The sequence below is a fragment of the Janibacter melonis genome (assembly GCF_020567375.1).
In the GTDB taxonomy this organism is placed as follows: domain Bacteria; phylum Actinomycetota; class Actinomycetes; order Actinomycetales; family Dermatophilaceae; genus Marihabitans; species Marihabitans melonis.
This window is the reverse complement of the sequence record NZ_JAJBZM010000002.1, coordinates 949,176-974,392: the sequence shown is the minus strand read 5'-3', so window position 1 is coordinate 974,392 and position 25,217 is coordinate 949,176. Positions and strand designations below refer to the sequence as shown.

Annotated in this window: 23 protein-coding genes; 11 read left to right on the top strand and 12 right to left on the bottom strand. The window is 73.3% G+C overall.

The genetic code is table 11. The features are described from left to right. Positions 1-9: 9 nt before the first annotated feature. The 3 genes from LIV55_RS10870 to LIV55_RS10860 are packed head-to-tail and all read left to right on the top strand — an operon-like array spanning position 10 to position 2,485. On the top strand, positions 10-411 hold the full coding sequence (locus LIV55_RS10870) for a Rieske (2Fe-2S) protein (RefSeq protein ID WP_201464767.1): 402 nt from the start codon (positions 10-12) through the stop codon (positions 409-411). Further along, on the top strand, positions 411-2,018 hold the full coding sequence (locus LIV55_RS10865; RefSeq protein WP_229300193.1) for a gamma-glutamyltransferase family protein: 1,608 nt from the start codon (positions 411-413) through the stop codon (positions 2,016-2,018). Before LIV55_RS10870 ends, LIV55_RS10865 begins: the two co-directional genes overlap by 1 nt. Next, positions 2,012-2,485: a RidA family protein gene (locus tag LIV55_RS10860; RefSeq protein ID WP_229300192.1), complete on the top strand. Its 474-nt coding sequence runs from the start codon at positions 2,012-2,014 to the stop codon at positions 2,483-2,485. Before LIV55_RS10865 ends, LIV55_RS10860 begins: the two co-directional genes overlap by 7 nt. On the opposite strand, the gene LIV55_RS10855 is transcribed toward LIV55_RS10860, so the two are convergent. The 4 genes from LIV55_RS10855 to LIV55_RS10840 form a co-directional block, all read right to left on the bottom strand. Further along, positions 2,424-3,059, bottom strand: coding sequence for a cysteine hydrolase family protein (locus tag LIV55_RS10855; protein WP_229300191.1), 636 nt, complete (start codon positions 3,057-3,059; stop codon positions 2,424-2,426). The two genes, LIV55_RS10860 and LIV55_RS10855, sit on opposite strands and share 62 nt — an antisense overlap. Before the next feature lie 23 nt (positions 3,060-3,082). Continuing rightward, positions 3,083-4,570 (bottom strand): hypothetical protein, encoded by a 1,488-nt coding sequence (locus tag LIV55_RS10850; protein ID WP_229300190.1) that lies wholly within the window; start codon positions 4,568-4,570, stop codon positions 3,083-3,085. Between the two features lie 235 nt (positions 4,571-4,805). Then, entirely contained in the window at positions 4,806-5,267 is a 462-nt protein-coding gene (locus LIV55_RS10845; protein WP_229300189.1) for a Na-translocating system protein MpsC family protein, read from the bottom strand. Beyond that, positions 5,264-5,716, bottom strand: a complete 453-nt coding sequence (locus LIV55_RS10840) for a GlcG/HbpS family heme-binding protein (RefSeq protein ID WP_229300188.1) — start codon at positions 5,714-5,716, stop codon at positions 5,264-5,266. Before LIV55_RS10840 ends, LIV55_RS10845 begins: the two co-directional genes overlap by 4 nt. Positions 5,717-5,833: 117 nt before the next feature. Here LIV55_RS10840 and LIV55_RS10835 point away from each other — a divergent pair, with 117 nt between their 5' ends. Next, on the top strand, positions 5,834-7,519 hold the full coding sequence (locus tag LIV55_RS10835) for a PucR family transcriptional regulator (protein ID WP_229300187.1): 1,686 nt from the start codon (positions 5,834-5,836) through the stop codon (positions 7,517-7,519). 1 nt (position 7,520) lies between these two features. Here the strand turns inward: LIV55_RS10835 and LIV55_RS10830 are convergent, their stop codons facing one another. Next, positions 7,521-8,939 carry an MFS transporter gene (locus LIV55_RS10830; RefSeq protein ID WP_229300186.1) on the bottom strand — a complete coding sequence of 473 codons (1,419 nt, stop codon included), beginning with the start codon at positions 8,937-8,939 and terminating at the stop codon, positions 7,521-7,523. A 160-nt stretch (positions 8,940-9,099) separates the two neighbouring features. Between LIV55_RS10830 and LIV55_RS10825 the strand changes: the two genes are divergently transcribed. From LIV55_RS10825 to LIV55_RS10800, 4 genes are all read left to right on the top strand, one after another. Beyond that, on the top strand, positions 9,100-10,677 hold the full coding sequence (locus LIV55_RS10825) for a hypothetical protein (RefSeq protein ID WP_191564939.1): 1,578 nt from the start codon (positions 9,100-9,102) through the stop codon (positions 10,675-10,677). Positions 10,678-10,958: 281 nt separating this feature from the next. Then, positions 10,959-11,387 (top strand): SRPBCC family protein, encoded by a 429-nt coding sequence (locus tag LIV55_RS10820; protein WP_229300185.1) that lies wholly within the window; start codon positions 10,959-10,961, stop codon positions 11,385-11,387. Continuing rightward, a complete protein-coding gene (locus tag LIV55_RS17220) occupies positions 11,384-14,680 on the top strand; it encodes a DUF1365 family protein (protein ID WP_308012909.1) in 3,297 nt (1,098 codons plus the stop codon). Before LIV55_RS10820 ends, LIV55_RS17220 begins: the two co-directional genes overlap by 4 nt. Next, the gene (locus tag LIV55_RS10800; RefSeq protein WP_191564941.1) at positions 14,677-15,636 is read left to right on the top strand and encodes an SDR family NAD(P)-dependent oxidoreductase; all 960 of its coding nucleotides are present in this window, start codon (positions 14,677-14,679) and stop codon (positions 15,634-15,636) included. The genes LIV55_RS17220 and LIV55_RS10800 overlap by 4 nt, the downstream gene beginning before the upstream one ends. 4 nt (positions 15,637-15,640) lie before the next feature. Here LIV55_RS10800 and LIV55_RS10795 read toward each other — a convergent pair whose 3' ends face one another. Both LIV55_RS10795 and LIV55_RS10790 read right to left on the bottom strand, forming a co-directional pair. After that, a complete protein-coding gene (locus tag LIV55_RS10795; protein ID WP_229300184.1) occupies positions 15,641-16,543 on the bottom strand; it encodes a hypothetical protein in 903 nt (300 codons plus the stop codon). A 118-nt stretch (positions 16,544-16,661) separates the two neighbouring features. Next, positions 16,662-17,537, bottom strand: a complete 876-nt coding sequence (locus LIV55_RS10790) for a MerR family transcriptional regulator (protein WP_191564813.1) — start codon at positions 17,535-17,537, stop codon at positions 16,662-16,664. Between the two features lie 163 nt (positions 17,538-17,700). Between LIV55_RS10790 and LIV55_RS10785 the strand changes: the two genes are divergently transcribed. Then, a complete protein-coding gene (locus tag LIV55_RS10785) occupies positions 17,701-18,504 on the top strand; it encodes an acyl-CoA thioesterase (RefSeq protein WP_229300183.1) in 804 nt (267 codons plus the stop codon). A 22-nt stretch (positions 18,505-18,526) separates the two neighbouring features. Here the strand turns inward: LIV55_RS10785 and LIV55_RS10780 are convergent, their stop codons facing one another. Then, entirely contained in the window at positions 18,527-18,811 is a 285-nt protein-coding gene (locus LIV55_RS10780) for a DUF7218 family protein (protein ID WP_229300182.1), read from the bottom strand. Positions 18,812-18,927: 116 nt separating this feature from the next. Here LIV55_RS10780 and LIV55_RS10775 point away from each other — a divergent pair, with 116 nt between their 5' ends. Both LIV55_RS10775 and LIV55_RS10770 read left to right on the top strand, forming a co-directional pair. After that, positions 18,928-19,791 carry an SDR family oxidoreductase gene (locus LIV55_RS10775; RefSeq protein WP_123092611.1) on the top strand — a complete coding sequence of 288 codons (864 nt, stop codon included), beginning with the start codon at positions 18,928-18,930 and terminating at the stop codon, positions 19,789-19,791. Positions 19,792-19,874: 83 nt separating this feature from the next. After that, entirely contained in the window at positions 19,875-20,642 is a 768-nt protein-coding gene (locus tag LIV55_RS10770) for an isocitrate lyase/PEP mutase family protein (protein WP_229300181.1), read from the top strand. 77 nt (positions 20,643-20,719) lie between these two features. Here the strand turns inward: LIV55_RS10770 and LIV55_RS10765 are convergent, their stop codons facing one another. From LIV55_RS10765 to LIV55_RS10750, 4 genes are all read right to left on the bottom strand, one after another. Next, entirely contained in the window at positions 20,720-21,301 is a 582-nt protein-coding gene (locus LIV55_RS10765) for a DUF6642 family protein (protein ID WP_123092613.1), read from the bottom strand. A 290-nt stretch (positions 21,302-21,591) separates the two neighbouring features. Then, a complete protein-coding gene (locus LIV55_RS10760; RefSeq protein ID WP_229300179.1) occupies positions 21,592-23,070 on the bottom strand; it encodes a DEAD/DEAH box helicase in 1,479 nt (492 codons plus the stop codon). Between the two features lie 206 nt (positions 23,071-23,276). Then, positions 23,277-24,578 (bottom strand): MFS transporter, encoded by a 1,302-nt coding sequence (locus tag LIV55_RS10755; RefSeq protein WP_229300178.1) that lies wholly within the window; start codon positions 24,576-24,578, stop codon positions 23,277-23,279. Then, the gene (locus tag LIV55_RS10750; protein ID WP_224767027.1) at positions 24,575-25,195 is read right to left on the bottom strand and encodes a winged helix-turn-helix domain-containing protein; all 621 of its coding nucleotides are present in this window, start codon (positions 25,193-25,195) and stop codon (positions 24,575-24,577) included. Before LIV55_RS10750 ends, LIV55_RS10755 begins: the two co-directional genes overlap by 4 nt. Between the last annotated feature and the right edge of the window lie 22 nt (positions 25,196-25,217).

Here is a 25,217-nt window from a genome sequence, read left to right as displayed (position 1 = left end):
GAGGCCCCCATGACCGAGAACATCGAGCAGTCCACCGACGCCGCCAGCACGGAGGTCGTCTTCCACAAGGTGTGCCGCAGCGGGCAGGTCCCCGAGGGCTACGTGCGCCGCTTCTACGTCGACGAGCTCGAGTGCGCCGTCGCCCGCCTCGGCGGCAAGGCGTACGCGACGAGCAACTACTGCACCCACCTCGACTGCCTGCTGAGCAGCGGCAAGCTCCAGGACGACGGCATCCGCTGCTCGTGCCACGGCAGCGTCTTCGAGCTCGAGGGCGGGCAGCCGATCTACCCGCCGGCCACCGAGCCGATCGCCGTCTACCCCGTGCGCGAGGACGAGGGCGAGATCTACGTCGGTGTCAGCCAGGCCGACATCGAGCACGGCGGCCCGCGCCGTCGCAAGCCGCGCGACTGATGCCCTCCCCCGTCGCCGCCGTCGCCCAGGACAAGCAGGTCGTCCTCGGGCGGCAGGCCGCGGTGAGCGCGAGCCACCCGCTCGTCACGGCGGAGGGCGCGCGCGTCCTCGCCGAGGGCGGGACAGCGGTCGACGCGACGCTCGCGATGGCCGCGGTGAGCTGGGTGGCGCTGCCCGGCCAGTGCGGCATCGGGGGTGACGCCTTCGCCGTCGTGCGCGAGCCGGACGGCCGCGTGTGGACGGTCGGCGGGAGCGGGTACGGCCCCGACGGGGCCGACCTCGCCTTCTTCCGCGACCGCGGGCACACCTCGATCCCGCTCACCGGCCCCCTGTCGGTCACGGTGCCGGGCGCCCCCGCGGCGCTCGGCGTCCTCGCCCGGGAGGCCACCCGCCCCTTGTCACAGCTGTGGGCCCGCGGCATCGACCTCGCCCGGCACGGCTTCGCGTGCACGGCGAAGAACCGCTACGACATCACCGAGCGGCGCGAGCCCCTGGCCGCAGACCCGTCGACCGCGGCCTGCTTCCTGCCCGACGGCCGGGTGCCGGAGGTCGGACGGCTGCTCCACCAGCGCGACCTCGCCGACACCCTCGACGTCCTGGCCGACGACCCCTTCGCGATGTACACGGGCGAGCTCGCCGAGCGGACGCTGGACTTCCTGCGCGCCGGCGGAGCCCCCTTCAGCGGGCAAGAGTGGGCGCTCGGCGCCCAGGTCGAGCCCGCCCCCGCGATCACCGGGACGTACCGCGGGCTCACCGTGCACCAGACGCCGCTGCCCTCGGCGGGCTGGATGATGCTCCACCAGGCCGCCCTGCTCGACGGGCTGCTCGCCGACGGCGACCTGCTCGACGCCGCCTCGGTGGCCGCGCTCGCCGGTGCAGCCCGGGCCGCCTTCGACGACCGGTACGCGCTCGTCGGGAGCGACACCGACGCCTGGCGCCAGCTGCTCGACCCCGAGCGCGTCGCCCGTCAGCGCGCGGGTCTGACGACGGCCGGACCCGTCCCCGCCTCCCCCGACGGCGACACGACGAGCATGGTCTGCGTCGACGCCGAAGGGAGGTCCGTGAGCTTCATCCACTCCCTCGCCTTCACCTTCGGCGCCCGGATCACCGTGCCCGGCACCGGCGTCGTCCTCGGCAACCGGCTCGGCCGCGGCGCCTACCTCGTCGAGGGCCACCCCAACGAGGTGCGGCCCCGGCGCAAGCCCCTGCACACCCTCAACGCGTGGGTCGCCGACGACGCCGACGGGCTGCGCCACGTCGGCAGCTGCCCCGGAGGGGACGGCCAGGTGCAGTGGAACATGCAGGTGCTCAGCCACCTCGTCGACCACGGGCTCGACCCCCAGCAGGCCGTGTCGCTCCCCCGGCTCAGCGTCTTCCCGGGCTCGGACGCCGACGTCGTCGGCTCGCCCGCCCAGATCCGGGTCGAGGCCGGGCTGGACCCCCAGACCATCGCGCGGCTGCGCGCCGACGGCCACGACGTCGTCGAGACCCCGGTGCAGGTCTTCGGCCCCGGCGGCTCGGCCATGGCCATCTCGAAGGACCCGACGACCGGCGTGCTCTCCGCCGGCGCCGACCCCCGCATGGAAGGCATGGCGATCACATGGTGACCCCGCTGCCCGCACCTCCCCGCCCGCAGGGCCGCTACGTCCCCGCGAGCCGGGCCGGCGACCTCGTGACGACCGCCGGCATGACGCCGCGGGTCGACGGGACGCTCGTCGTCACCGGGCAGGTGGGCGGCGCCGTCGACCTCGACCGCGCCCGAGAGGGCGCCGCGATCGCCGCGCGCAACGCGCTCGTCGCCGTGCTGTCGCAGGCCGGCGACCTCGACGCGGTCGCCGGCCTGCTGCGGATGACGGTCTACGTCAACGCCGTGCCCGGGTATACCGAGCACAGCGCCGTCGCCGACGCCGCGACGGACGCGATCGTCGAGCACCTCGGCGAGCGGGGGCTGTGCGCCCGCTCCGCCGTCGGCGTCGCGAGCCTGCCCGGCGACGCCCCGGTCGAGGTCGAGCTCACCGCTCTGCTCCGGGCGCAGCCGACCGGGCCAGCTGCTCGCCGAGCTCGTCGGAGGTGACGACCTCGGCGAAGGCTGCCGCCAGGCTGACGAGCGCTGCCTCGTGCCGCTCGGGCGTCTCGGCGGCCAGGCAGTCCTCGACGAGGACGACGTCGATCCCGGCCATCATCGCGTCGCGCGCCGTCGCGTCGCAGCACACGTCGGTCTGGGTGCCGACGACCGCGACCCGACGGATGCCCCGGGCGCGCAGGAAGCCCTCGAGCTCGCCGCCCGGCTCGGCCATCGCGCTGTAGCGGTACTTGCGTACGACGGCGTCCTGTGGCGCGACGTCCATCTGCGGCCACAACGCATGCCCGTACGAGCCCTCCTCGAGCACGCCGGTGCGACGGTCCATCGCCTCGTCGCCGAGCAGCCGGCGCAGGCTCGGCCAGTCCTCGGTGCCCGGCCGACTCGTGGTGAGGACCCAGACGACGGGCAGGCCCGCCGCGCGCACCCGGCGGGCCAGCGCGTTGACCGGCTCGACGACGTCGAGCGCGGCGGGGGCGAAGCGGAAGCCGACCGACGCGTCGAGGAAGGCCCGCTGCATGTCGACGACGACGAGCGCGAGCGGCTCGGTCGTGGTGGTCGTGGTCACGGAAGGGGTGGTCATGGTGCTCCTCACAGGACGACGGACGCGAGCAGGGTGGCGCACACGAGACCGGAGACGACAGGGACGAAGAGACGGCGCACGAGCTCGGCGACGGGCACACCCGTCACCCCGGCCACGGCGACGAGCGAGGACCACACGACGAGCGTGCCGCCGCCTGTCCACGACGCGGCGTTCTGACCGATCGCGGCGAGGGTCTCGGGGTCCATGCCCGACTCCGGCCCGAGCGCGGCCGACAGCGACCCGATGAGCGGCAGACCCGCCCACCCCGAGCCGTCGAGGCCGATGAGCATCCCCGCGACCATGAGCGCCAGGCAGGTGGCGACGCCGACGGAGGGCACGTGCTCCTGCATCGAGCGGATGACGTCGAAGAGGAAGGCCGGGGTCTCGACCCCGTCGGGCAGGGACATCACCCGGCCGGAGAAGTCCCCGACGCCCATGAGGACGAAGCCCGCGACCGGCAGGATCGCGCCCATCGCCCGGAAGGCGAAGACGAGGCCGTCGACGAGGTGCTCGGAGACCGCCTCGAGCGGCGAGTGGGCGCTCACGGCGCAGACGAGGACGAGGACGCCCAGGCCGACCCCGGCGACGAGCGCCGCGCCGGACAGGTCGGGGACCGCCGGGAAGAGGTCGGTGAAGCGCGAGAGCACGAGGACGAGGACCATCGCCGCGAAGGCGAGGGGCACGAGCACGGCGACCGCGCGGCGCCGGCGCGGTGACGTCTCGCGGACCTCCGGGGCGTCCTCGGCGCTGCCGCCGAGCTGCGGCAGGGCGGTCTCCGGGTGCGTCTCGCGCCGGGTGAGACCCGCGGAGACCGCGCCGGCGATCTCAGCGGGCTCGCTGAGCCGACGCGTCGTCGCGGGGGCGACGAGCCGGCCACGCTCGGTGACGAGGTAGGCGAGCGCGACCGCCACGGCCCCGACCACCCAGGAGAGCAGGAGGGCCCGGTCGGCGATGACCCCGGCGTCGAGGTCCGCCCCGCTCGCCGTGATGTCCGGCGCGACCCCCATCACGTAGTCGGAGGCGAGGGCCATGCCCTGCCCCGAGAGCGCGACGGCGATCGCCGCGCCGAGCCGCGTGAGACCGGCGGCGATGGCAGCCGGCACGAGCACGGCGGCGAGGATGGCCAGGGTGGGCGTCGGCCACAGGACGAGCGACATGACGTACGAGGCGACGAAGAGCACGGCGAAGGCGAGGTGCCCGTTGCGCATGACCCGTGTGAGCGGCTCGAGCATGAGGGTGTCGACGTGCATCCCCCGCAGCGCGCCGGTCATCGCGCCGACGACCGCGAGGACGAGGAAGATGTTGAGCAGCTCGGTCGTCGCGACGGTGAGGGCGTTGAAGGGCGCGGCGACGGCGGCGAAGGGGGACCCGGTGAAGGCCCACGCCGTCAGCGCGGTCGCGAGGACGGCGGGCACGACGACGGAGCGCCGGGCGGCCATGAGGACGAGGAGCAGGACGACGCCTGCGACGTAGACCCAGTGGGCGTGCTCGGTCATCGGGGGCCGCCTCGGGGCGACGGGGCGGGGGTGCGGTGGTGGTCCACGATCTCGGCCTTCCTGCGCGGGTGAGCGTCACGTGCGGGTGCACGCGGCAGCACGCGGACCCGTGGGGCCCGCCACCGGCGAGGGCGGGGAAGCGTCTTCGGGCGAAGGTCTTCCGGCCGTTCGTGGTGATGCTCCGACCAGCCCGGTGGCCGGCCTGACGGCGGTCACGGGGCGAGGTAGGCGATGTCTAGCACATGGGGGGCGTGCCGACAACGGTGTCGTCGGGCCCCCGGGAGGCGCCGCGGCCGGTCACCGGCAGCGGGGCGGCGAGCAGGACGACGGTGGCGGCGACCTCGGCCACGGGGTCGTAGTCCTTGAGGACGGACAGGACCCCGATGCCGAGCTCGTCGACGAGCCGGGCCCGCAGCAGGGCCTTGCCCGCGTCGATGACGGCGACGTCGGCGCGACGGCCGAGCGAGGGGTCGGCGGCCGTGATCGTCGCCAGCGCCGGCAGGCGGTGGTGCGTCGCGACGACGAGGAGGTGGTCGTCCTCGACGTGCACCCGCTGACGGGTCACGCCGAGGCCGGCCACCTCCTTGTTCACCTGGTTGTAGACCCGCAGGATCTCCTGCTTCCACTCGCCGAGCGGACGGGGGCTCGCTCGGTGGGCGGGGGCAGGGGCGGGTCGGTCACCGGTGGTCGCGCTCACGCCGGAGGATTCTGCTCCATGTGCCGCGCGAAGGCCTCGATCGCCGCTGCGCCGACGGCCTTGTCCTGCTCGCCGTTGCCGCCGGAGACGCCGATGGCGCCGACGATCTGGCCGTCGAACTCGAGCGGGAAGCCGCCGACGAAGATGGCGAACTTGCCCGGGAGCATGTGGCTGATGCCGAAGGCCTCGTTGCCGGGCAGGGCGGGGCCGTCGGGGCCCTCGTTGAACTTGTGCGTCGGGCGCTCGTGGCCGGCGGCGGTGAAGGCCTTGGCGATGGAGATGTCGACGCCGGTGAGCCGGGCGCCGGGGATGCGGTGCAGGGCGATGACGTTCGCGCTCTCGTCGACGACGCACAGCGTCTGCTTGACCCCGATCTCGTCCGCCTTGGCGCGGGCCGCCTCGAGCACGGGCAACGCGTCGTCGAGGGTGATCCGGTAGATGCGGTGCATGAGAGTCCTTCGCTGCGATGGGGGGGGTCTGACCCCTCGAGCCTGGCCTACTCGCGAGCCGTCCTCAATGGTCACAATGCATGACCTTCGCCGGGTCTGCCTGGCTACACTGCACAGATGAGGGAGACCCCCGTCGACGGCGCCGCCGAGCAGGTCACGCTGCGCTCCGTCCTCGCCGAGCCGCTGCTGCGCTCGGCCTGCCCGATCCTCGACGGGCCGGACGACGCGGTCGTCGACTGGGCCCGGCCCGCGCTCGAGGTGCTCGCCAACGAGAGCGACCTGCACCGCACCGTCGTCGTCGGCGACGACCGCGACCTCTCCCCCGCGCACCTCGACCCGCTGGCCCGTCGCGGCGCGGTCGCCGTCCTCGTCCGCGAGCCCGACGAGGAGCGCTGGCGAGCCGCCGGCCCCGGCTCGCCGCTGCCGGTCGTCGGCTTCCGCGCCGGCGCGTCGGTCGACGCCGTCGTGCGGCTCGTCGCCCAGCTCGCGCTCGCCCACGAGAGCCACGTCCTGCGCTACGCCACCCGCGTCCACGAGACCCTCGCCGTGCACCTGCACCGCGGCAGCGGCGTCGAGGCGATCTGCCAGCAGCTCGAGCGCCTCACGGGCTGCGCCGTCGCCTTCCTCGACGCGACGAGCTCGCTGCACGCCGTAGCCCGCGACCAGGAGCCCTGGCTCGACTCGACGACCGCGGGCTCGATCGCCCGGCAGGTCACGGCGCACCCGGGGCGGCCCGCCCCCCTGAGCAGTGACCACCACCTCGTCCACGAGCAGCAGGCCGAGGCGAAGGGGATCCCCGTGCACGTCCTCAGCGCCGAGGTGAGCGTCGCCGAGCGCTCGGAGGGCTGGCTGGTCCTCGTCGACGACGACCCGCAGCCCGCCGGGCACGACGTCGCGACGCGCACCATCGCTCTCCAGCAGGCCGTCGGCATCGTCGCCACCGAGATGCTGCGCACCCGCAGCGTCGAGCGCGCCGAGGAGCGCGCCCGCGGCAACTTCGTCCACGCCCTGCTCCACGGCCGCTTCTCGAACTCCGCCGACCTCTCCGCCCGAGCGGCGCACCGCCGCTTCCCCGTCGACCGCCGCTACGGCGTCGTCGTGCTCCAGGCCCGCGGCCTCATCGCCGACAACGACTCGCCCCAGCGCCTGGCCAACATGGCCCGTGAGGCCCTGCGCCTGCGCGGCGCCGAGGAGCGGGCCGCCCTGTCCGCCGTCGTCGGCGACGTCATCGCCGTCGTGCGCGAGGTGGCCCCCGCCCGGCGCTCCGGACACGACAACGGCACGAGCGAGCTCGCGGGCTACGCCACCGCCCTGCACCGGCGTCTCCAGCCCGAGACCGACCGGGCCATCCTCGTCACCTACGGCCGCCCCGTCGACGGGGCGATGCGCATCAACGAGAGCTATCGCGAGGCGCGCATCGCCCTCGCCCTCGCCGCCCAGCTCGGGGTCGGCGAGCCGGCCGGCTTCACCGACATGAGGGTCTACGCCACCCTGCTCGACCTCGCCCTCGACCCGCGCGGCCGGGCCTACGCGCACGAGCTCGTCTCCCCCCTTCGTGAGGCGAGCGGGGACCTCGACGAGGCCGTGGAGACCTACATCGAGGCCGGCGGCAACCTCACCCAGGCCGCCCGCGACCTCCAGGTCCACCGCAACACGATGCTCTACAAGCTCGAGCGGGCCTCGAAGGCCGTCGCCCAGGACCTGCGCGACCCCGAGACGCAGTTCGCCGTGTGGCTCGCCCTCAAGCTCGACCTGCTCGCGCGCACCGCTGACGCCGTCGGCGACTCCGTCGAGTCGGGCTGACTCAGGCCGCGACGGCGACGACGTCGGGCTCGTGCGCCGGGGTGCGCCCGGCGAAGGTCACGCCCAGCGCGACGAGCCCGACGACCGCGGCCCCGACGAAGATCACGCCCATCCGCCCCGACGGCGCGATCATCGCCACCCAGGCCGCGCCGGCCGTCGAGCCCGCGAAGCGGGTGAGGTTGAAAAGACCCAGCCCGGATCCGATCGCTCCCGCGGGCGAGCGCGTCGCCCCGGTGGCCGCCGGCGTCTGGACCATCGCCATCGCGACGCCCGCGAGGAGCAGGCAGAGCACGAGCGGCACGAGCGGCGGCACCTCGGCGCTCACGACGACGGCGCTGGCGAGCGCGACGAGGACGACCCCGAGCAGCCCCAGGCGCAGCACGCCGCGTGGCGACCACCGCTCGGCGACCCGTCCGACGAGCGGCGCCGAGACGGCCATCATCACGGGCAGCGCGAAGAAGATGACCCCCGCCTGGCTCAGGCTGAGCCCCATCGGACCGGTGAGCACGAGCGGTGCGGCGACGAGGCTCGTACCGAGCATGAACATCTGGGCGAAGGCGGCGAAGCAGCTGCGGAAGAAGCGCACCTCCCCGATGAGGCGAAGGGGGATGAGCGCCCGCGGATTGCCGTAGGAGACCCTGACGAAGCCTGCGAGGAGGAGGACGCCGAGGACGACGAGCGCGACGTCGACGCGGCGGTCGACGACGGGCTGGCTGAGCAGCGTCGCCCCGAGCAGGACGAGGCCGGCACCGCCGGTGAGCAGCACGGCCCCGGGGACGTGGAAGGGCGCCTCGCGCGGCTCGACCCGCGGCACGGCGGCGGAGATGACCGCCAGGGCGATGCCGGTGAGCACGGCGACGAGCACGAAGATCGCCCGCCACCCGAAGGCGTCCGCGACGATCCCCCCGACCGGCGGTCCGAGCGCCTGGCCGACGCCGTTCGCGGCGGCCCAGGCCCCCATGAGGCGGCCGCGCTGCTGGGGGTAGACGACGATGAGGATGCCCATGACGAGCGGCGGGATCGCGGAGCAGCCCAGCCCCTGCAGCGCCCGGGTGCCGATGAGGAAGGGCAGGTTCGGCGCGAGCGCGGCGGCCAGCTGCGAGGCGCACATGAGGGCGAGGAAGGCGACGAGCACCCGCTTGCGCCCGAAGCGGTCACCGAGCCAGCCGGTGAGGGGCAGGGTGATGGCCAGCATGAGGCTGAAGGCGCTGACGCACAGCACCGCGTAGGCGACGGGCTCGTCGAAGTCCGCCGCGACCTGACGGAGGGGGACGTTGACGATGTTGTTCGACATCGTGCCGATGATCGTCACGAGGAGGAGGGCGCCGACGGCGAGGAGGGCCGACCGGCGGCCCGGCACGTCACTGCTCGGCACGGTGCTCCCTTCGCTCCCCTGCGGACCCGCGTCAGCGGAGTTCACGCTCACGATCCTCTCGCCGAAACATCGCCGTAAGAGGACACCTGCACAGTAATTCACGCGCTTGCCTGTGCATCCCTGACGTAGACCACCCGGACGACGTCTCGGCAGGCTTGCCGGCTATTAGCAGCACCGCCCCTCCCTGGTCAGGAGCACTCCCCGCATGATCGACATAACCCTCGCCCACTGGGTGTACGTCGTCGGCATCGTCGCCATCCTCGCGACGATGCTGGCCCGCAAGAACATCATCGTCCCCGCCGTCTTCTTCACGATGCTCACGGCGCTCGCCTTCACCGGCTCGCTGCCCGACGCGCTCGCCGCGATCTTCAACGCCAGCCTCGTGGCGGCGAAGGAGCTCTTCAACATCTTCCTCATCATCGCGCTCGTCACCGCGATGCTCGGGGCGCTGCAGTCGCTCGGGTCCGACAAGCTCATGGTCACGCCCTTCCGCCCGGTCATGCGCAACGCGCACCTGTCCTTCTGGACGATCGCGGTCGCGACCTACCTCATCTCGCTCTTCTTCTGGCCGACGCCGGCGGTCCCGCTCATCGGCGCAGTCCTCGTGCCGGTCGCCATCCGTGCGGGCCTGCGGCCCCTCGCCGCCGGCTTCGCCATCGCGGTCGCCGGTCAGGGCATGGCCCTGTCGAGCGACTACGTCATCCGCGTCGCGCCGGGCCTGTCGGCGACGGCGGCCAACGCGAACGCCGACGTCATCGCCAACCGCGCGCTCGTGCTCTCGCTCATCACCGGCGGGATCGCTCTCGTCATGGGCTACCTGCTCGAGATCCGCAAGATGCGCCCGGCGAGCCAGGAGCTGCTCACCGAGTGGGAGCTCACCGACAGCGAGGCGATCGCGAAGAACACCGAGGTCGTCGACGCGCCGACGACCGGTCACGGCGTCGCGCTGCGCGAGACCGAGCTCGGCGGAGGTCGACCCGAAGGGGTCGGCTCGGTCGGGGTGCTCGACGCGCCCGTCGAGCCCGACGAGGAGGTCGCGGGGGTGCCCGGCGTCAAGCGCCGCACCTCGGTCTTCTTCGCCGTCTTCGTGCCGGTGGCCTACGCCGCGCTCATCGCCTACCTCGTCTACAGCCTGTCGCAGGGCGGCAGCGAGGACAGCCTCAAGGGTGGCGACGCGGCTGCCCTCGTCGGCGGCATCGCGGCGATGACGATCTTCTTCGCGACCTTCGCCGAGGGGCGCTCGACCTTCCTCGAGCGCTCGGCCGAGCACGTCACCGACGGCCTCGTCTTCGCCTTCAAGGCGATGGGTGTCGTCCTGCCGATCGCCGGCTTCTTCTTCATCGGCAACGGCGACTTCTCCGGGACCATCCTCGGGGTGGCTCCGGCCGCCGACGGGAGCGTCACCGGGCCGAACCTGCTCTTCGACGTCGTGCTCAACCTCCAGCAGCACATCCCCGAGAACGGCTTCGTCACCGCCTTCGGCATCCTGCTCATCGGTCTCATCGCCGGCCTCGACGGCTCGGGCTTCTCCGGGCTGCCCCTCACCGGCGCCTTCGCCGGCAGCCTCGGTCCCGTCGTCGGGGTCTCGCCCGAGACCCTCGCGGCGGTCGGCCAGATGGGCAACATCTGGTCCGGCGGCGGCACGCTCGTCGCGTGGTCCTCGCTCATCGCGGTCGCCGGCTTCGCCCGGGTCAACGTCCTCGAGCTGGCCCGGATGTGCTTCCTGCCCGTGATGGCCGGCCTCGTCGTCTCGACGATCGCGGCCGTCGTCCTCTTCGGCTAGCGCCACCCACCTGCACGTCCCGCACGCCCCCGTCGCCCGACGGGGGCGTGCGGCGTGCTGCCCCCTTCGCACCCCTGGCGGGCACGACCAAACCGCACCGGGCAGCGCTCCGAACCGGGGGTATGCAGGTCGACACGGGCATCTCCCGGCGGGATCCGTCGGGTGGGGGTACCTTCCTGCTCGACGGAGCGTCATCGCACCCGGGTCGACAGGTTGGACACGGCATGGACACGACCGACCGTCAGTTGGTCCTCTGTCCGTCGATCGAAGGGAGCATCCCCATGCCTCGTGCACATCGCGAGATCCACACCGACACCCCGACCCACCGGGTGCACGCGTACCTGGCCGACTTCACCAACGCCACCGAGTGGGACCACGGCACCGTGTCGTGCGAGCTCGTCGAGGGCGACGGGAGCCCCGGCTCGGTCTACCGCAACGTCTCCCGCTTCGGCGGGCGCGAGGTCGAGGTGATGTACACCCTCGAGCGGGCCGACTTCCCGCACGTCGAGCTCACCGGGCGCAACGGCTCGACGACCCTGCACGACCGCATCGACGTGCGCGAGCACGGTGCGGGCAGCACGGTCGTCTACGACGCCGAGCTCACCTTGTCGGGCCCGCTGAAGATCGCGACCCCGGTGATGTCCGCGCTCTTCGGCCGTCTCGCCGACCAGACCGAGCGCACCCTCTCCGATGCGGTGGGCTCCCTGTGAGCGCACGCCGTCGCGTCGCGGTCGTCGGCAGCGGGGTCTCCGGGCTCGTCGCCGCACACGTCCTGTCGCGCACCGACTCCGTCGTCCTCTACGAGGCCGACGACCGTCTCGGCGGTCACGCGCACACCCAGGACGTCGAGGTCGACGGTCGCACCGTGCCGGTCGACACCGGCTTCATCGTGCACAACGACCGCACCTACCCGACCCTGCTGCGCCTCTTCGACGAGCTCGGCGTCGAGGCGCAGCAGTCCGACATGAGCATGTCCGTGCGCGCCGACTCCGACGGCATCGAGTACGCCGGCGGCCAGGGTGCGAGCGGCATCGTCCCCTCCGCGCGGATGCTCGCCCGACCGCGCTACCTGCGGATGCTCGCCGAGATCCCCCGCTTCCACGCAGCCGCCCGCGAGCTCCTCGACGCACCGGAGGACGGCGGCACCGGCCCGAGCCTGGGCGAGTTCGTCGCGGCGCAGGGCTTCTCGGCCGACCTGCGGCGCTGGTTCCTCACCCCGCTCGTCGCCGCCGTGTGGTCCTGCGACCCGGCCGACGCCGAGGCCTACCCGGCGCGCTCCCTCTTCACCTTCCTCTCCCACCACGGGATGCTCGGCGTCCTCGGCAGCCCCGCCTGGCGCACCGTCTCCGGCGGCTCGCGCACCTACGTCGAGCGCGTCGCGGCGCGGCTCGACGAGGTCCACCTCTCCAGCCCGGTCGCCTCCGTGCGCGAGGGCGAGGACGGGGTGACGATCACCCTCGCCGACGGCCGCACCGACCACGTCGACGCCGTCGTCGTGGCGACCCACGCGCCGGCCGCGCTGTCGCTCCTCGCCGAGCCGACCGACGCCCAGCGCGAGGTCCTCGGCGCGATCCCCTACTCGCGCAACCTCGCCCAGCTGCACACCGACGAGTCGGTGCTGCCCCGCACCCCGCGGGCGCGGGCGTCCTGGAACTACCTCGTCCCGGACTCCGAGCGCCCCGGCGAGGTCGTCGTCACCTACGACCTCACCCGGCTGCAGCGCCTGCGCACCGGCGACACGCGGCTGCTGTGCACCCTCGGCGGCGCCGACCTCGTCGACCCCGACAAGGTCATCGCGACGATGGACTACGAGCACCCGCTCTACACCGCCGCATCGGTCGACGCGCAGCAGCGGCTGGGCACCATCGGCACCGACCGGGTGGTCTTCGCCGGCGCGTACCACGGGTGGGGCTTCCACGAGGACGGTGCGCTGTCCGGCCTGCGGGCCGCCGAGCGTCTCGGCGCCACGTGGGACGAGACGCCGCGGACGGAGCCCGCGCCGGCGCACCCGGTGCTCCCGCTGATCTACCGCACGACGGTCGAGCACTCGCGGCGCTCCCCCCTTCGCCATCGCTTCTCGACCCGCTCCTACTCGTGGCTCGTCGACCTCGACCACCTGCCCGACCACGGGGCGCTCGCCCGCTTCGAGGCCCGCGACCACATCGGCGACCCGGAGCGCTCGATCCGCGAGAACCTCGACCACCTCCTCGCCGAGCACGGCATCGACCTCGACGGCGGGCAGGTGCTCATGCTGACGAGCGCCCGGGTCCTCGGCTACGTCTTCAACCCCATCACCGTCTATTGGTGCTACCGCGCGGACCGCGAGCTGGCCTGCGTCGTCGTCGAGGTGCACAACACCTACGGCGACCGCCACGCCTACGTCGTCCACCCCGACGAGCGCGGTGACGCCACCGTCGACAAGGAGCTCTACGTGTCTCCCTTCAACGACGTCTCGGGCACCTACCGGCTCCACGTCCCCGAGCCCGGCGACGAGGTGCACGTCGCCGTGCGCCTCGACCGCGACGACGAGGCCCCCTTCGTCGCCACGATGCGCGGCCGCGGCACGCCCGCGACGCTGGCCACCGTGCGCCGCATCGCCCGGCGTCAGCCGGCCGAGCCGCTCGCCGTGGCGGCCCGGATCCGCCAGCAGGGCATCGCGCTGTGGGCCCGCCGCCTGCCGGTCCAGCAGCGCCCGGAGCACCCGGCGCAGCCCGGCGTCCTCGGACGCGGCGGGGTCGACCCCGTGCGCTGGCCCGACGTCGCCACGGTGCCGACCGGCCCCCGCGCGGCGGTCGCGGCCCGCGTCACCACCGGCCTCATCCGCTCGGTCGCCCGCTCGCTCGACGTGCGGGTCGCGCTGCCCGACGGCACCGTGCTCGGCGGCAAGGCCGGGCGCACCGACCTGCCGCTGCTGCAGGTGCGCCGTCTCGACGACCTCGCCCGCCGGGTGGGGACCCACGGGCTCATCGGCTTCGGGGAGGCCTACATGGCCGGCGACTGGGAGGCCGACGACCTCACGGCCGTGCTCACCGCCTTCGCCGAGCGCGTCGAGGACATCGTGCCGGCGAGCTGGCAGCGGCTGCGGGCCGCCTACGTCGCCCGCCACCCGAGCACCGAGGTCAACAGCGTCGAGAACACGCAGTCGAACATCTCGCGCCACTACGACCTGTCCAACGACCTCTTCGCCTCCTTCCTCGACCCGTCGATGGCGTACTCGTCGGCCCTCTTCACGACCCCGGACCCGGGCGAGGCTGAGCTCGCCGACGCCCAGGCGGCGAAGTTCGACCGGCTGCTCGACGAGGCCCGCGTCGGCCCGGGCACCCAGCTGCTCGAGATCGGCACCGGCTGGGGCGAGCTGGCCCTGCGGGCGGCTCGCCGTGGCGCCCACGTGACGACGGTGACCCTGTCGACCGAGCAGGCCGACCTCGCCACCCGGCGGGTCGCCGAGGCCGGGCTGTCCGACCAGGTCGAGATCCTCGTGCGCGACTACCGCCTCGTCGAGGGCACCTACGACGCCGTCGTCTCGGTGGAGATGATCGAGGCGGTCGGCCTGGACTACCTCGGCGAGTACTTCGCGACGATCGAGCGCGTGCTGCGCCCCGGCGGTCGCGCCGCGATCCAGGCGATCACCATGCCCGACCACCGCATGCTCGCGACGCGAGACACGTACACGTGGGTGCACAAGTACATCTTCCCGGGCGGGCTCATCCCCTCGCTCGAGGCGATGGACCGCGCGATGGCCCCGTCGGGCCTGCGGGTCGCCGAGGACCTCGCGATGGGCCCGTCGTACGCGCAGACCCTGCGGATGTGGGACGACCGCTTCGAGCGGGCATGGCCGTCGCTCGACCTCGGCCTTGACGAGACCTTCCGTCGGATGTGGCACTTCTACCTGTGCTACAGCCGCGCGGGCTTCGAGGCGAGCTATCTCGACGTGCACCAGCTGAGCATCGAGCGCGTCGACCAGCGCGTCTCGACCGACGACCTCCAGGAGGCCAGCGCATGACGCACCCCGTCTCGGCAGCGATCGACTCGGCCCTCGACCTCTCGGTCGTGGGCGGGTACACCCGCCTGGGCCTCGCGGCCCGTCGGCGGCTGCCGGGGTGGCCGCCGGACAGCCCGTCCGGCGCGCTCGTCGGGACGCACGTCGTCGTCACCGGAGCCTCGTCGGGCCTGGGCGAGGCGTGCGTGCAGATGCTCCACGACCTCGGCGCGCACGTGCATCTCGTCGTCCGCGACGAGGCGAAGGGGGAGGACGTCGCCCGCGGCGTCGACGCCGGGCTCGCCCGGCTGACGACCTGGCGGTGCGACCTCTCCGACCTCGACGACGTCCGCGACCTCGCCGGGCGGCTGCTCGAGGCGGGGGTCGCGCTGCGCGGGCTCGTGCACAACGCGGGGGCCCTGCCGCCCGAGCGCACCGAGAGCGAGCAGGGGCACGAGCAGACGATGGCGCTGCACGTGCTCGGGCCCGTGCTGCTCACGGACCTGCTGCTGCCGGCGCTCACCGACGACGCGCGCGTCGTCCTCGTGACGTCGGGCGGCATGTACACCCAGGACCTGCCCGTCGACGACCCGGAGTACCTGCGGGGCGAGTACGCCGGGGCCACGGCCTACGCGCGCTCCAAGCGCACCCAGGTCGAGATCCTCGGCGCGCTGCAGGAGCGGTGGGGCGCCCACGGCGTCGCGGTCTACGCGACCCACCCGGGCTGGGCGTCGACGCCGGGCATCACCGCCTCGCTGCCCCGCTTCGAGCGGGTGACGCGCCCGGTGCTGCGCTCGGCGCAGGAGGGGGCCGACACGAGCGTGTGGCTCGTCGCGACCCGACCCCGGCGGGTCGGCGGCGGTCTGTGGCACGACCGGCGCCCGCGGCCGACGGCCTACCTCGGCCGACATGCCACGACCCCGGCCGACCGAGCCCGGATGTGGGACTGGGTCGCCGGGGCCGCAGGGCTGGCGCAGTAGCGGGTCAGACCGGCTGGGCGACCTGCCCGCCGGTGATGACGCGGTAGACGTACGCCGTGCTGATGGTGAAGAGCGGCACGGTGACGAAGAAGCCCAGGCCGCAGGTGCACACGGACGCGATGACGAGCAGGATCAGCAGCAGGAACCACAGGAAGACCGGGCCGGCGTTGTCCTTGACGAGGGTGAAGCTGCCGGAGATCGCCTGGCCGACGCCGGCGCCGCTGTCGACGACCCGCGAGCTGGCGAAGAGCATGAAGAACGAGAAGGCCAGCCCGGGCAGGATGCAGAAGAGCAGGCCGACGGATGTCACGAGGCTGACGACGATGCCGGTGAGGACACCGACGCCGACGTTGTACCCGGTGAACATGCGACCGAGCTCGGCCTTGCGACCGTCGAGGACGTCGAAGGCCATGCGCAGCATGCCGAGCGACAGGATCGAGGCGAGGATGCTGCCGACGAGGCTGAGGAGCATCCCCCACGGCTGGAGCTCGAAGGCGGCGTTCGCGTTGGTGCTCGAGGCGTCGAGGTCGAAGCTGCCGTCGAGGTAGGACCCGAGGATGCTGAAGCCGCCCCCGAGCAGGAGGACCACGACGGTCATCAGCAAGAACGGTCCGATGTTGCGGGTGAAGGCGGCCCAGCCGTACTTGATCGCCTCGACCGGCTCGAGCTGGCTCGTGCGGTAGCCGCCGGTGGGCGGCGGGGCGGACATGTACCCGCCCGGGCCGCTCGGGGGGCCGTAGCCCCCGCCACCGGGCCCACCGGGGTAGGGGCTGGGGCTGCTGTAGCCCGGGCCCGCGGGGCCGCCGTAGCCGGGGCCCGACGGGGGCCCGCTCGGCGGGCCGTAGCCGGGGCCGGTGCTGCCAGAGGGGTCGTGCGGAGGGGTGCCGGGGGGCGGAGGGGTCGTCATGGCCGTCAGCCAACCATCCGGCATGCCCGAGGGGCCAGGCGACGAGCCGTGCCGGCCCAGGATCCGGTCGGGGAGGACTCCCCGCCGGGGCGTGCCAGGGGCCTGCGCCGAGGAGCGGTCAGGCCGAGCGCGAGGGCTCGACGACGAGCGCGTCGAGGTGCAGGACGGCCTGCACGGGGTCCGAGGGCAGCAGGGTCGCGCCGATGCTCGCGGCGAGCTCCTCGGACGCGCCCGAGCCGCCGATCGCGACCTGGGTCGAGCCGGACAGCCGGCGCACGAGCGGGGTGAGGGGCTCGAAGACCTCGCGCCGGGTCCCGCCGAGCACGACCGCGTCGGCCCGCACCCGGGTGGCGACGGTGTCGATCGCGGCGAGCGGGGTGTCGGCGCCGAGGAAGCGCACCGACCAGCCCCGGCGGGAGAGCACGACGGCGGTCATGAGCGCCGCGATGTCGTGGCGCTCACCGGGCGGGCAGGCGACGATGCCGACGCGCCGACCGGCCGAGGCGAGGTCGAGACCGAGGGCTCCGACGTGCTTGCGGATCGTGTGGCTCGCGAAGTGCTCGTGCGCCACGGAGACCTGACCCGTCTCCCACTGGTGCCCGAGGACGACGAGGTAGGGCAGGAAGACGTCGACGATGGCGGCCTCGACCCCGAGCAGGTGGGTCGCGCGGCGCACGGCGGCGACGACGGCGACCTGGTCGAGGGCGCACACCGCGTCGTCGATGTCCTTGGCCAGCTCTTCGTTCGTCGGGATGGGCGCCCCGGGCTCGAAGGCCGACCGGGCCTGCTTGACGGCGGCCGCCAGACCGATGCCCTGCTCCTTGAGCGCGATGACGTCGCGGGCAAGGCGTTCGTCGGTGGGCGTGTACAGGCGGTACCCGCCAGGGGTCCGATCGGGGGTGAAGAGCTTGAAGCGGCGCTCCCACACGCGCAGGACATCAGGGGACAGACCCGTCCTGCGGGCCAGCTCTCCGATGCGAATTCCTTGAGTCACACGACCAGTGTAGGAAGGTTGGCAAGCCCAACCCTGGACAAAGGTTTGTCACGTCGGTGCAGGTCAGGGGATCTTGGTCGGTTTTCCTCCTGGATCTTCGGGGATCTGCCTGTCCACCCCCTCGTGGAGAGGCGGACCTGCGCCTGATGGCAGGATCTGCCGCATGACGCACGATGGTGATCTGCAGTCGATGCTCGACTCCGCGAGAGCCGGGTCCGGTCGCCTCGCGGCCGGCTGGGGACAGGGTCGGGCGACCTACGGCGGGGTCGTCGCCGGGGTGATGCTCGCGGCGCTGCGCGGCCGCCTCGAGGGGGCCTCGCAGGGGCTCCCCCTTCGCTCCCTGACCGTCTCCTTCGTCGCTCCGGCGACGGCCGGCCCAGCCGACCTCGACGTCAGCGTCCTGCGGGCCGGCTCGAGCGTCACGCAGGGGCAGGTGACGATGCGCCAGGACGGCGCGGTCGTCGCCGTCCTGCTCGCGAGCCTCGGCGCGGAGCGGGCCTCGACGGTCTCCGTCGCCCCCTCTGCCGCCTACCCGGTCCTGCCATCGCCGGACGAGACGACCGCGCTGCCCCACGTCCCGGGGGTGACCCCGGACTTCTTCGCCCATGTCGACCTGCGCCTGGCCGACGGCGGCATGCCGTACACGACGGCGTCGACCTCTCACATGCTCGGCTGGATGCGCTTCCGCGAGCCGACCCCGACCTTCGGCGAGGAGCACTTCGTCTCGCTCGTCGACGCGTGGCCGCCGGCCGTCATCCAGATGCTCGCGCAGCCGCGCCCGGCGAGCAGCCTCACGTGGACCCTCGAGCTCGTCGAGGACGTCACCGCCGAGCCCGACGCCTACTGGGCCTACGAGGTGCGCACCGACCACGCCGGGCACGGCTACGGGCACACCCACGCGCACGTGTGGCGGCCCGACGGCACGCTCGTCGCCATCAGCCGGCAGACGGTGACCGTCTTCGGCTGAGGCGCTCGGGCCACCCCGGCGCTCAGTGGTTGCGCAGCGCGTCGATCAGCTCGTCCTTCGTCATCGACGAGCGACCCTCGATGTCGAGCTCACGGGCGCGCTCCATGAGCTCGTCCTTCGTGCGCTCGTCGTAGTCCTCGCCGTGACCGCCCTTGCGCCCGACCTGCGAGCGAGAGCTCTTGGCCGCGGCGTTGGCGATCCGGGCTGCCTTCTCCTTGCTCGCGCCGTCGTCGCGCAGGGCCTCGTAGACCTCCGGGTCCTTCACGGATGGGCCGGGGTCGCCCTTCGCGCTCGAGTCCTTGGCCATGGGGTTCCTCCTTCGTCACGGGTCCTCCCGACGCTAGCCGCGCGGGGAGGGCCCAGCGGGAGATCGCACCCCCTCGGGTGACGACCCGCCCCGGGCGGCGCCGGTAGACAGGGTCGATGAGCCCCGATCGAGCAGACCTGTCCGCCATCCCCCCGCAGACCCAGGACTGGCCGGGCACCACGGCCGAGCTCGACCCGCCGGCCGACCACGGCGAGAGCACGTGGACCGGCCGCGAGCGCCTCACCGGGCGCCGCGCCCTGATCACCGGGGGCGACTCCGGGATCGGCCGGGCGGTCGCCGTGACCTTCGCCAAGGAGGGCGCCGACGTCGCCGTCGCGCACCTGCCCCAGGAGCAGGCCGACGCCGAGCAGACGAAGGCGCTCGTCGAGGCCGAGGGGCGCCGCTGCGTGCTCCTGCCCGCCGACCTGCGCACGCACGAGGCCAACGTGCAGGTCGCCCGCGACGCCGTCGAGCAGCTCGGGGGCGTCGACGTGCTCGTGTGCAACGCCGCGTACCAGATGACCCACGACGAGCTGGCGGACTTCCCCGCGGACCAGGTGGTGCGCACCTTCGAGACCAACGTCTTCGGACCCTTCTGGCTCGTGCGCGAGCTCGCCGAAGAGCTCGCCGGCGGGTCGGTCATCGTCACGACGTCGATCCAGGCGATGGAGCCCTCGAGCCACCTGCTCGACTACGCGGCGACGAAGGCCGCCCTCAACAACCTCGTCGTCAACCTCGCCGCCGAGCTGGGCCCCGCCGGCACCCGCGTCAACGCCGTCGCGCCCGGGCCCATCTGGACCCCGCTCATCCCTGCGACGATGGCTGCGGACAAGGTCGAGGGCTTTGGCGCCGACACCCCGCTCGGCCGTGCCGGTCATCCCGTCGAGGTCGCCGCGGCCTACGTCTTCCTCGCCTCCGACGAGGCGTCCTACGTCTCAGGCACGGTCCTCGGCGTCACCGGCGGCAAGCCGATCTTCTAGGGCCGGCCGACGGGCGGGTGAACCCTGGACGAAGGGGGCGCCGACGCGCCCCCTTCGCCCGTCCGGTCTGCCATCGTCGTGGCATGAGCGACATCCAGACCAAGGCCAGCGAGCTGCTCCGACTCCACCACACGGGCGAGACCCTCGTCCTGCCGACCGTGTGGGACGCGTGGAGCGCCCGTGCGGCCGCTGACGCCGGCTTCCTCGGGCTGAGCATCGGCAGCCACCCGCTCGCCGACAGCCGTGGGCAGCAGGACGGGGAGGGCATGACCCTCGACGACGCGCTCGACGGCATCTCGCGGATCTGCGCGAGCGTCGACCTGCCCGTGACCGCCGACGTCGAGTCCGGGTACGGCACCCCCGCGGCAGAGCTCGTCGAACGGGTCCTCGAGGCGGGCGCCGTCGGCATCAACGTCGAGGACACGGTGCACGGCGAAGGGGGACGGGTCCGCGAGGTCGCGGAGCACGCGGACTACATCGGCGCGCTGCGCCAGGCTGCCGACGCCGCCGGGGTCGAGCTCGTCATCAACGCGCGCACCGACGCTCTCGTGCACGGCACCGAGAAGTTCGCCGACCCGCTCGCCGAGGCGATCACCCGCATGCAGGCCTGCGAGCAGGCCGGGGCGCGCAGCCTCTACCCCGTACGCCTGCCCGACGTCGCCGCGCTGCGCGCGATGCTCGACGCCGTGAGCACCCCGCTCAACGTCACGGCCCACCCCGTCGACGGGTCGATGTCGGGCTCCTTCGAGGAGCTCAAGGCCGCCGGCGTGCAGCGCATCACCTTCGGGCCGCTGCTCCAGATGGCGCTCGGCGACCCGATGGCGCAGCTGCTGAGGCCCTGGGCCCCCTGACCCCCCTTCGCCCCGGTTCCCGACCAGTCGGTGAGCGCGGATCGCCGCTACGTCATCGGCGTAGCGGCGATTCGCGCTCACTTCTTGCTGGAGAAGACCTCTGCCTTCGTGACGAGCACAAATTCGTACAGGGCAGCGAGCTGGGAATGGCGCTTCATCAGTGATATGAAGAGCGTCTTGGGACGACCCGTGTGGTTGGCCAGCGCGTCGAGCATGATGAGCTCGAATGCCGCGCCCTCGATCCAGTCCACGTCCTTGCGGTACCCGCAGAGTGCGGCCGCACCGGTCTTGCGGACGAACCGCGAGGCGTCCTCCTCGGACGCCAGCACGCTGCAACCACCGAGGTAGACGTAGCACCCCTGGGCTGTGTCGCCGAGGGCGTCAGCGAGCCCGTCCAACGTCATCGAGTTGTGCGACGACCACGAGATGGTCGACCGGTCTCCGTGAGTCGCGAGGTACAGCACCTGGTAGTCGTCGTAGGTGCTGCGCTCCCATCGCGCGAGGTAGTGCTCGAGCTCCTCTCTCGTCGCGACGTCACGGTGGATGAACTTGATCATCCCCAGGCTCTCGAGCATCTGGAGCACAGGCTGGACACTCTGTCTCTTGCGCAGGTCAGCGTCCCACTCACCTTCGAGGCAGTAGATGCCGTTCGTCGCCACAGTTCCTCCACCCTGATCGTTCACGCGTGCCGATCTGCCGGCCTGGTCGTCACGCTAGTGAAGCCAGGAGTCGTATGCACGTGATCACACGTCTAGGTGAAGGTAAGGCGACAGCTAACCCCGCCTCAGCGCCGAAGAGCTCCACGTCGGTGAGCGCGGATCGCCGCTGCGTCATCGGCGTAGCGGCGATTCGCGCTCAGGCTCGGGCCCTCGGATCCTTGGGCGCCGCACCGCACGACGAAGGCCCCGGCACCGGATCGGTGCGGGGGCCTTCGTCAGGAGCGGGTGCGTCAGCGGCTGCCGGCGCGGGTGCTCGTCGAGAATCGGGTGACGCTGCCGCCGGCGGAGGACGCCGAGCGCGGGCCACGGCTGCCGCCGGGGCGACCGCCACCCTGACCGCCTGAGCGGCCGGAGCCCTGGCCACCGGAGCGACCCGAGGTCTGGCCACCGCGGCCACCACCGGAGCGACCGCCGGCGGGACGACCGCCGGAGCGGCCACCACCCGAGGCCGAGCCCGTGGAGCGACCACCGGAGCGGCCCCCCTTCGCGCCGCCCGAGGCGGGCACCTCGGCGACGAAGCCGCCGGGGTAGCTGCGCTCGCCGGGGGCGAGCTCGGACAGGACGGGGTGCCCGGCGGAGACCTGGTGGGTCGTCGCGGTGATGCCGGCCTTGCGCATGAGGTCGCGGACGTCGCGGCGCTGGTCGGGGGTCATGAGCGTGATGACGGTGCCCTTGCTGCCGGCGCGGGCGGTGCGGCCCGAGCGGTGCAGGTACGCCTTGTGCTCGACCGGCGGGTCGGCGTGCACGACGAGCGAGACGTCGTCGACGTGAATGCCGCGGGCGGCGATGTCGGTCGCGACGAGGGTGCTCGCCGTGCCGGAGTGGAAGGCCGTCATCGTCCGCGTGCGGGCGCCCTGGCTGAGGTTGCCGTGGAGCTCGACCGCGGGCACGCCCTCGGCGTTGAGCTGGCGGGCGATCTTCTTCGCCCGGTGCTTGGTGCGGGTGAAGACGACCGTGCGGCCGGGTGCGGCGACGAGGTCGACGAGCACGGGCAGGTGGGTGTCGGGGCTCACAGCGAGCACGTGGTGCTCCATCGTGAGGACCGGCGACTGCGCCGAGTCGGCCTCGTGCGTGACCGGCTGCTGGAGGTAGCGCTTGACGAGGACGTCGACGCCCGCGTCGAGGGTGGCGCTGAAGAGCATGCGCTGGCCGTCGCGCGGGGTCTTGTCGAGGATCCGCTTCACGCCGGGCAGGAAGCCGAGGTCGGCCATGTGGTCGGCCTCGTCGAGGATCGTCACCTCGATGTCGTCGAGGCTGACGTGACCCTGGCCCATGAGGTCCTCGAGACGACCGGGGCAGGCGATGACGACGTCGACGCCGCGACGCATGGCCTCGACCTGCGGGCCCTGGCCGACGCCGCCGAAGACGGTGCGGCTGGTGAGCTTCGTCCCCTTCGTCAGGTCGAGGAAGGACTCCTCGATCTGCGAGACGAGCTCACGGGTGGGGGCGAGGATCAGCGCGCGGGGGCGGCGCGAGGCCGGGCGGCGCGGCTCCTCGGTGAGCCGGGTGACGAGCGGCAGGAGGAAGGCGAAGGTCTTGCCGGAGCCGGTCCGGCCACGGCCGAGGACGTCGCGACCCGCGAGCGAGTCGGGCAGCGTCGCGGCCTGGATGGGGGTCGGCACCGTGATCCCGCGGTCGGCGAGGACGGTGACGAAGGGGGTGGGCACGCCGAGGTCGGCGAAGCCCTGGGCCTGTGCAGGCTGAGTCATACGGGTGGTGCTCCACATCTGTGGTGGTGGTCGTCCTGCCCGGCGCGGCAGGGTGCCGCGGCGCATCGGCGAACAGACGTCGGCCCTGCGAGGCAGGTCCAGGAGGTCTCTCCGGGGCACCGTCGTGGTGCCGGCACCGATCGGCGTCAGATGAGCGATCAGGTGCGGTGGTCCGCAGCAGAACTGGGCGGGCCGTTGCAACCAGTCTATGCGGCCGCGGCGGCCGGTGACGAATCGCCCCGGACGCGCTCCGCCCGGAGGGCGGGCAGGTAGCCGACGAGGGCGGCGAGCCCGACGAGGGCAGCGGTGACGACCGCGGCCTGGGTCGAGGTGCGCTCGGCGAGCAGCCCCAGCGACGGGGAGACGACGGCGAAGGCGAAGAAGGAGACCATCGAGTCGATCGACAGGACGGTCGCCCGGTTGCTGGCGCTCGCCTCGCGGTGCAGCAGGGCACGGTGCATGACGCCGCTGCCGAAGACGCCGTAGGTGAGCAGGTAGGCGGCGACGAGGGCGACCGGTCCGAGGACGACGCCCATGACGAGAGCGCCGACGCAGTGGGCAGCCCGGCCGAGCAGCGCCGTGCGGGCGACGCCGATGCGGCGCGAGACCCGCCCCGCAGCGACGGCACCCAGCGAGAAGGCACCCCACCCGACGGCCGCGACCGGGCCCATGAGCGCGCCTGCCGTGTCGAGGCCGCCGACGAGCTCCGCGAGCCGGATCGGCATGAAGGTCTCCTGCACCACCATGACGACCGAGGTGAGACCGCTCGCGAGGACGAGACCGCGCAGCACCGCGCTCGTCGCGACGAGGCGCAGACCGCTGACGACGACGGCCGGAGCGGCCTTCGCCGAGGCCAGGGCCCGACCGAGCGGCCCGGCGGAGGTCTGCTCGACGGCCTCGGCCAGATCCGGGGTGGCGGCGTCGGTGTGCAGGTGCGGGACCTCGCGCATGAGGGCGAGGACGGCGACGAGGTGCCCGACGGTGAGGACCGCGAAGAGCGCCATCGGCAGCTCGAGCGCGGACCGGCCCTCCATCGGGTGCCACGCGACGAGGCCGCCGGACAGCAGCGAGCTCGCCGCCATGCTCGCGCCGATGATCGAGCCCGCACGGGCGAGCGGCTGGTCGACGTCGGCACCGGGCGTGCGCTCGTGGACGGCGTCGACGAACCACGCCTCGAGCGGGCCCGACTCCAGCGCGCGGAAGACGCCCATGAGGGCGCCGGCAAGGAGGTAGGTGCCCCACGAGCTCGCCGTGAGGTAGGCCGCGGCGGCGGCGATCTGCACGACCGCGGCGGCGACGTAGACGGGGCGACGCCCGAAGACGTCGGTGAAGCCGCTCGTCGGCAGCTCGAGGAGGGCGACGACGAGCCCGATGGCCGCCAGCGCGCTCATCGCCTGCGCCGTGCCGAGACCGAGGTCGAGCGCCCAGAGGACGAAGAGCCCGACGACGAAGCCGGTGGGGAACCACCGGGTGAAGGTCAGCACGTAGTAGACGCGGGTGGGGCTCATCGCAGGTCCTGCTCCCCGTCGGGCTCGACGTCCTCCGGCGCGGGGTGGTCGTGGTCGGGCACGACGTAGCTGTGCACCTGGACGCCGAGCGGACGGGTGCCCGGGGGGCGCTCGTCGCCGACGAGCGGGAGGGTCGCGAGGTGCTCGAAGAGCTCGTGCACGCGCCGCGAGACCTCCTGCGCCTGCTCCGGCGTCGCCCAGACGGCGACGTCGCTGCTCGTCGTCAGCTGCCGCCACTGCGGCGACAGCGCCGACCGCGCGGCGATCGCGTCCTGGAGGACCCGGACCTGCTGGGTGAGCGCGGCCTGCCAGAAGGCGTCGTGGGTGTCGCGCTCGGCCTCGTCGGCCTCGGGGCTCTCCTGCACGCTCGTCCACGCCGCCGCGGCCCGCCACCAGCGGTCGCGCCCGCTCCCCCGCTGCTCGTCCTCGGCGATGAAGCCGTGCTCGGCGAGCTGGCGCAGGTGATAGCTCGTCGCGCCGGTGTTGATGCCCAGCCGGGTCGCGAGGCTGGTCGCGGTCGCCGGGCCGTCCGAGCGCAGCAGGGCGAGGAGCCGCAGGCGAAGGGGGTGGGTCAGGGCCTTGAGCTGGGTCGGGTCCGGGGTCGTCGAGCTGGGCACAGGACGACGGTACAACCACATA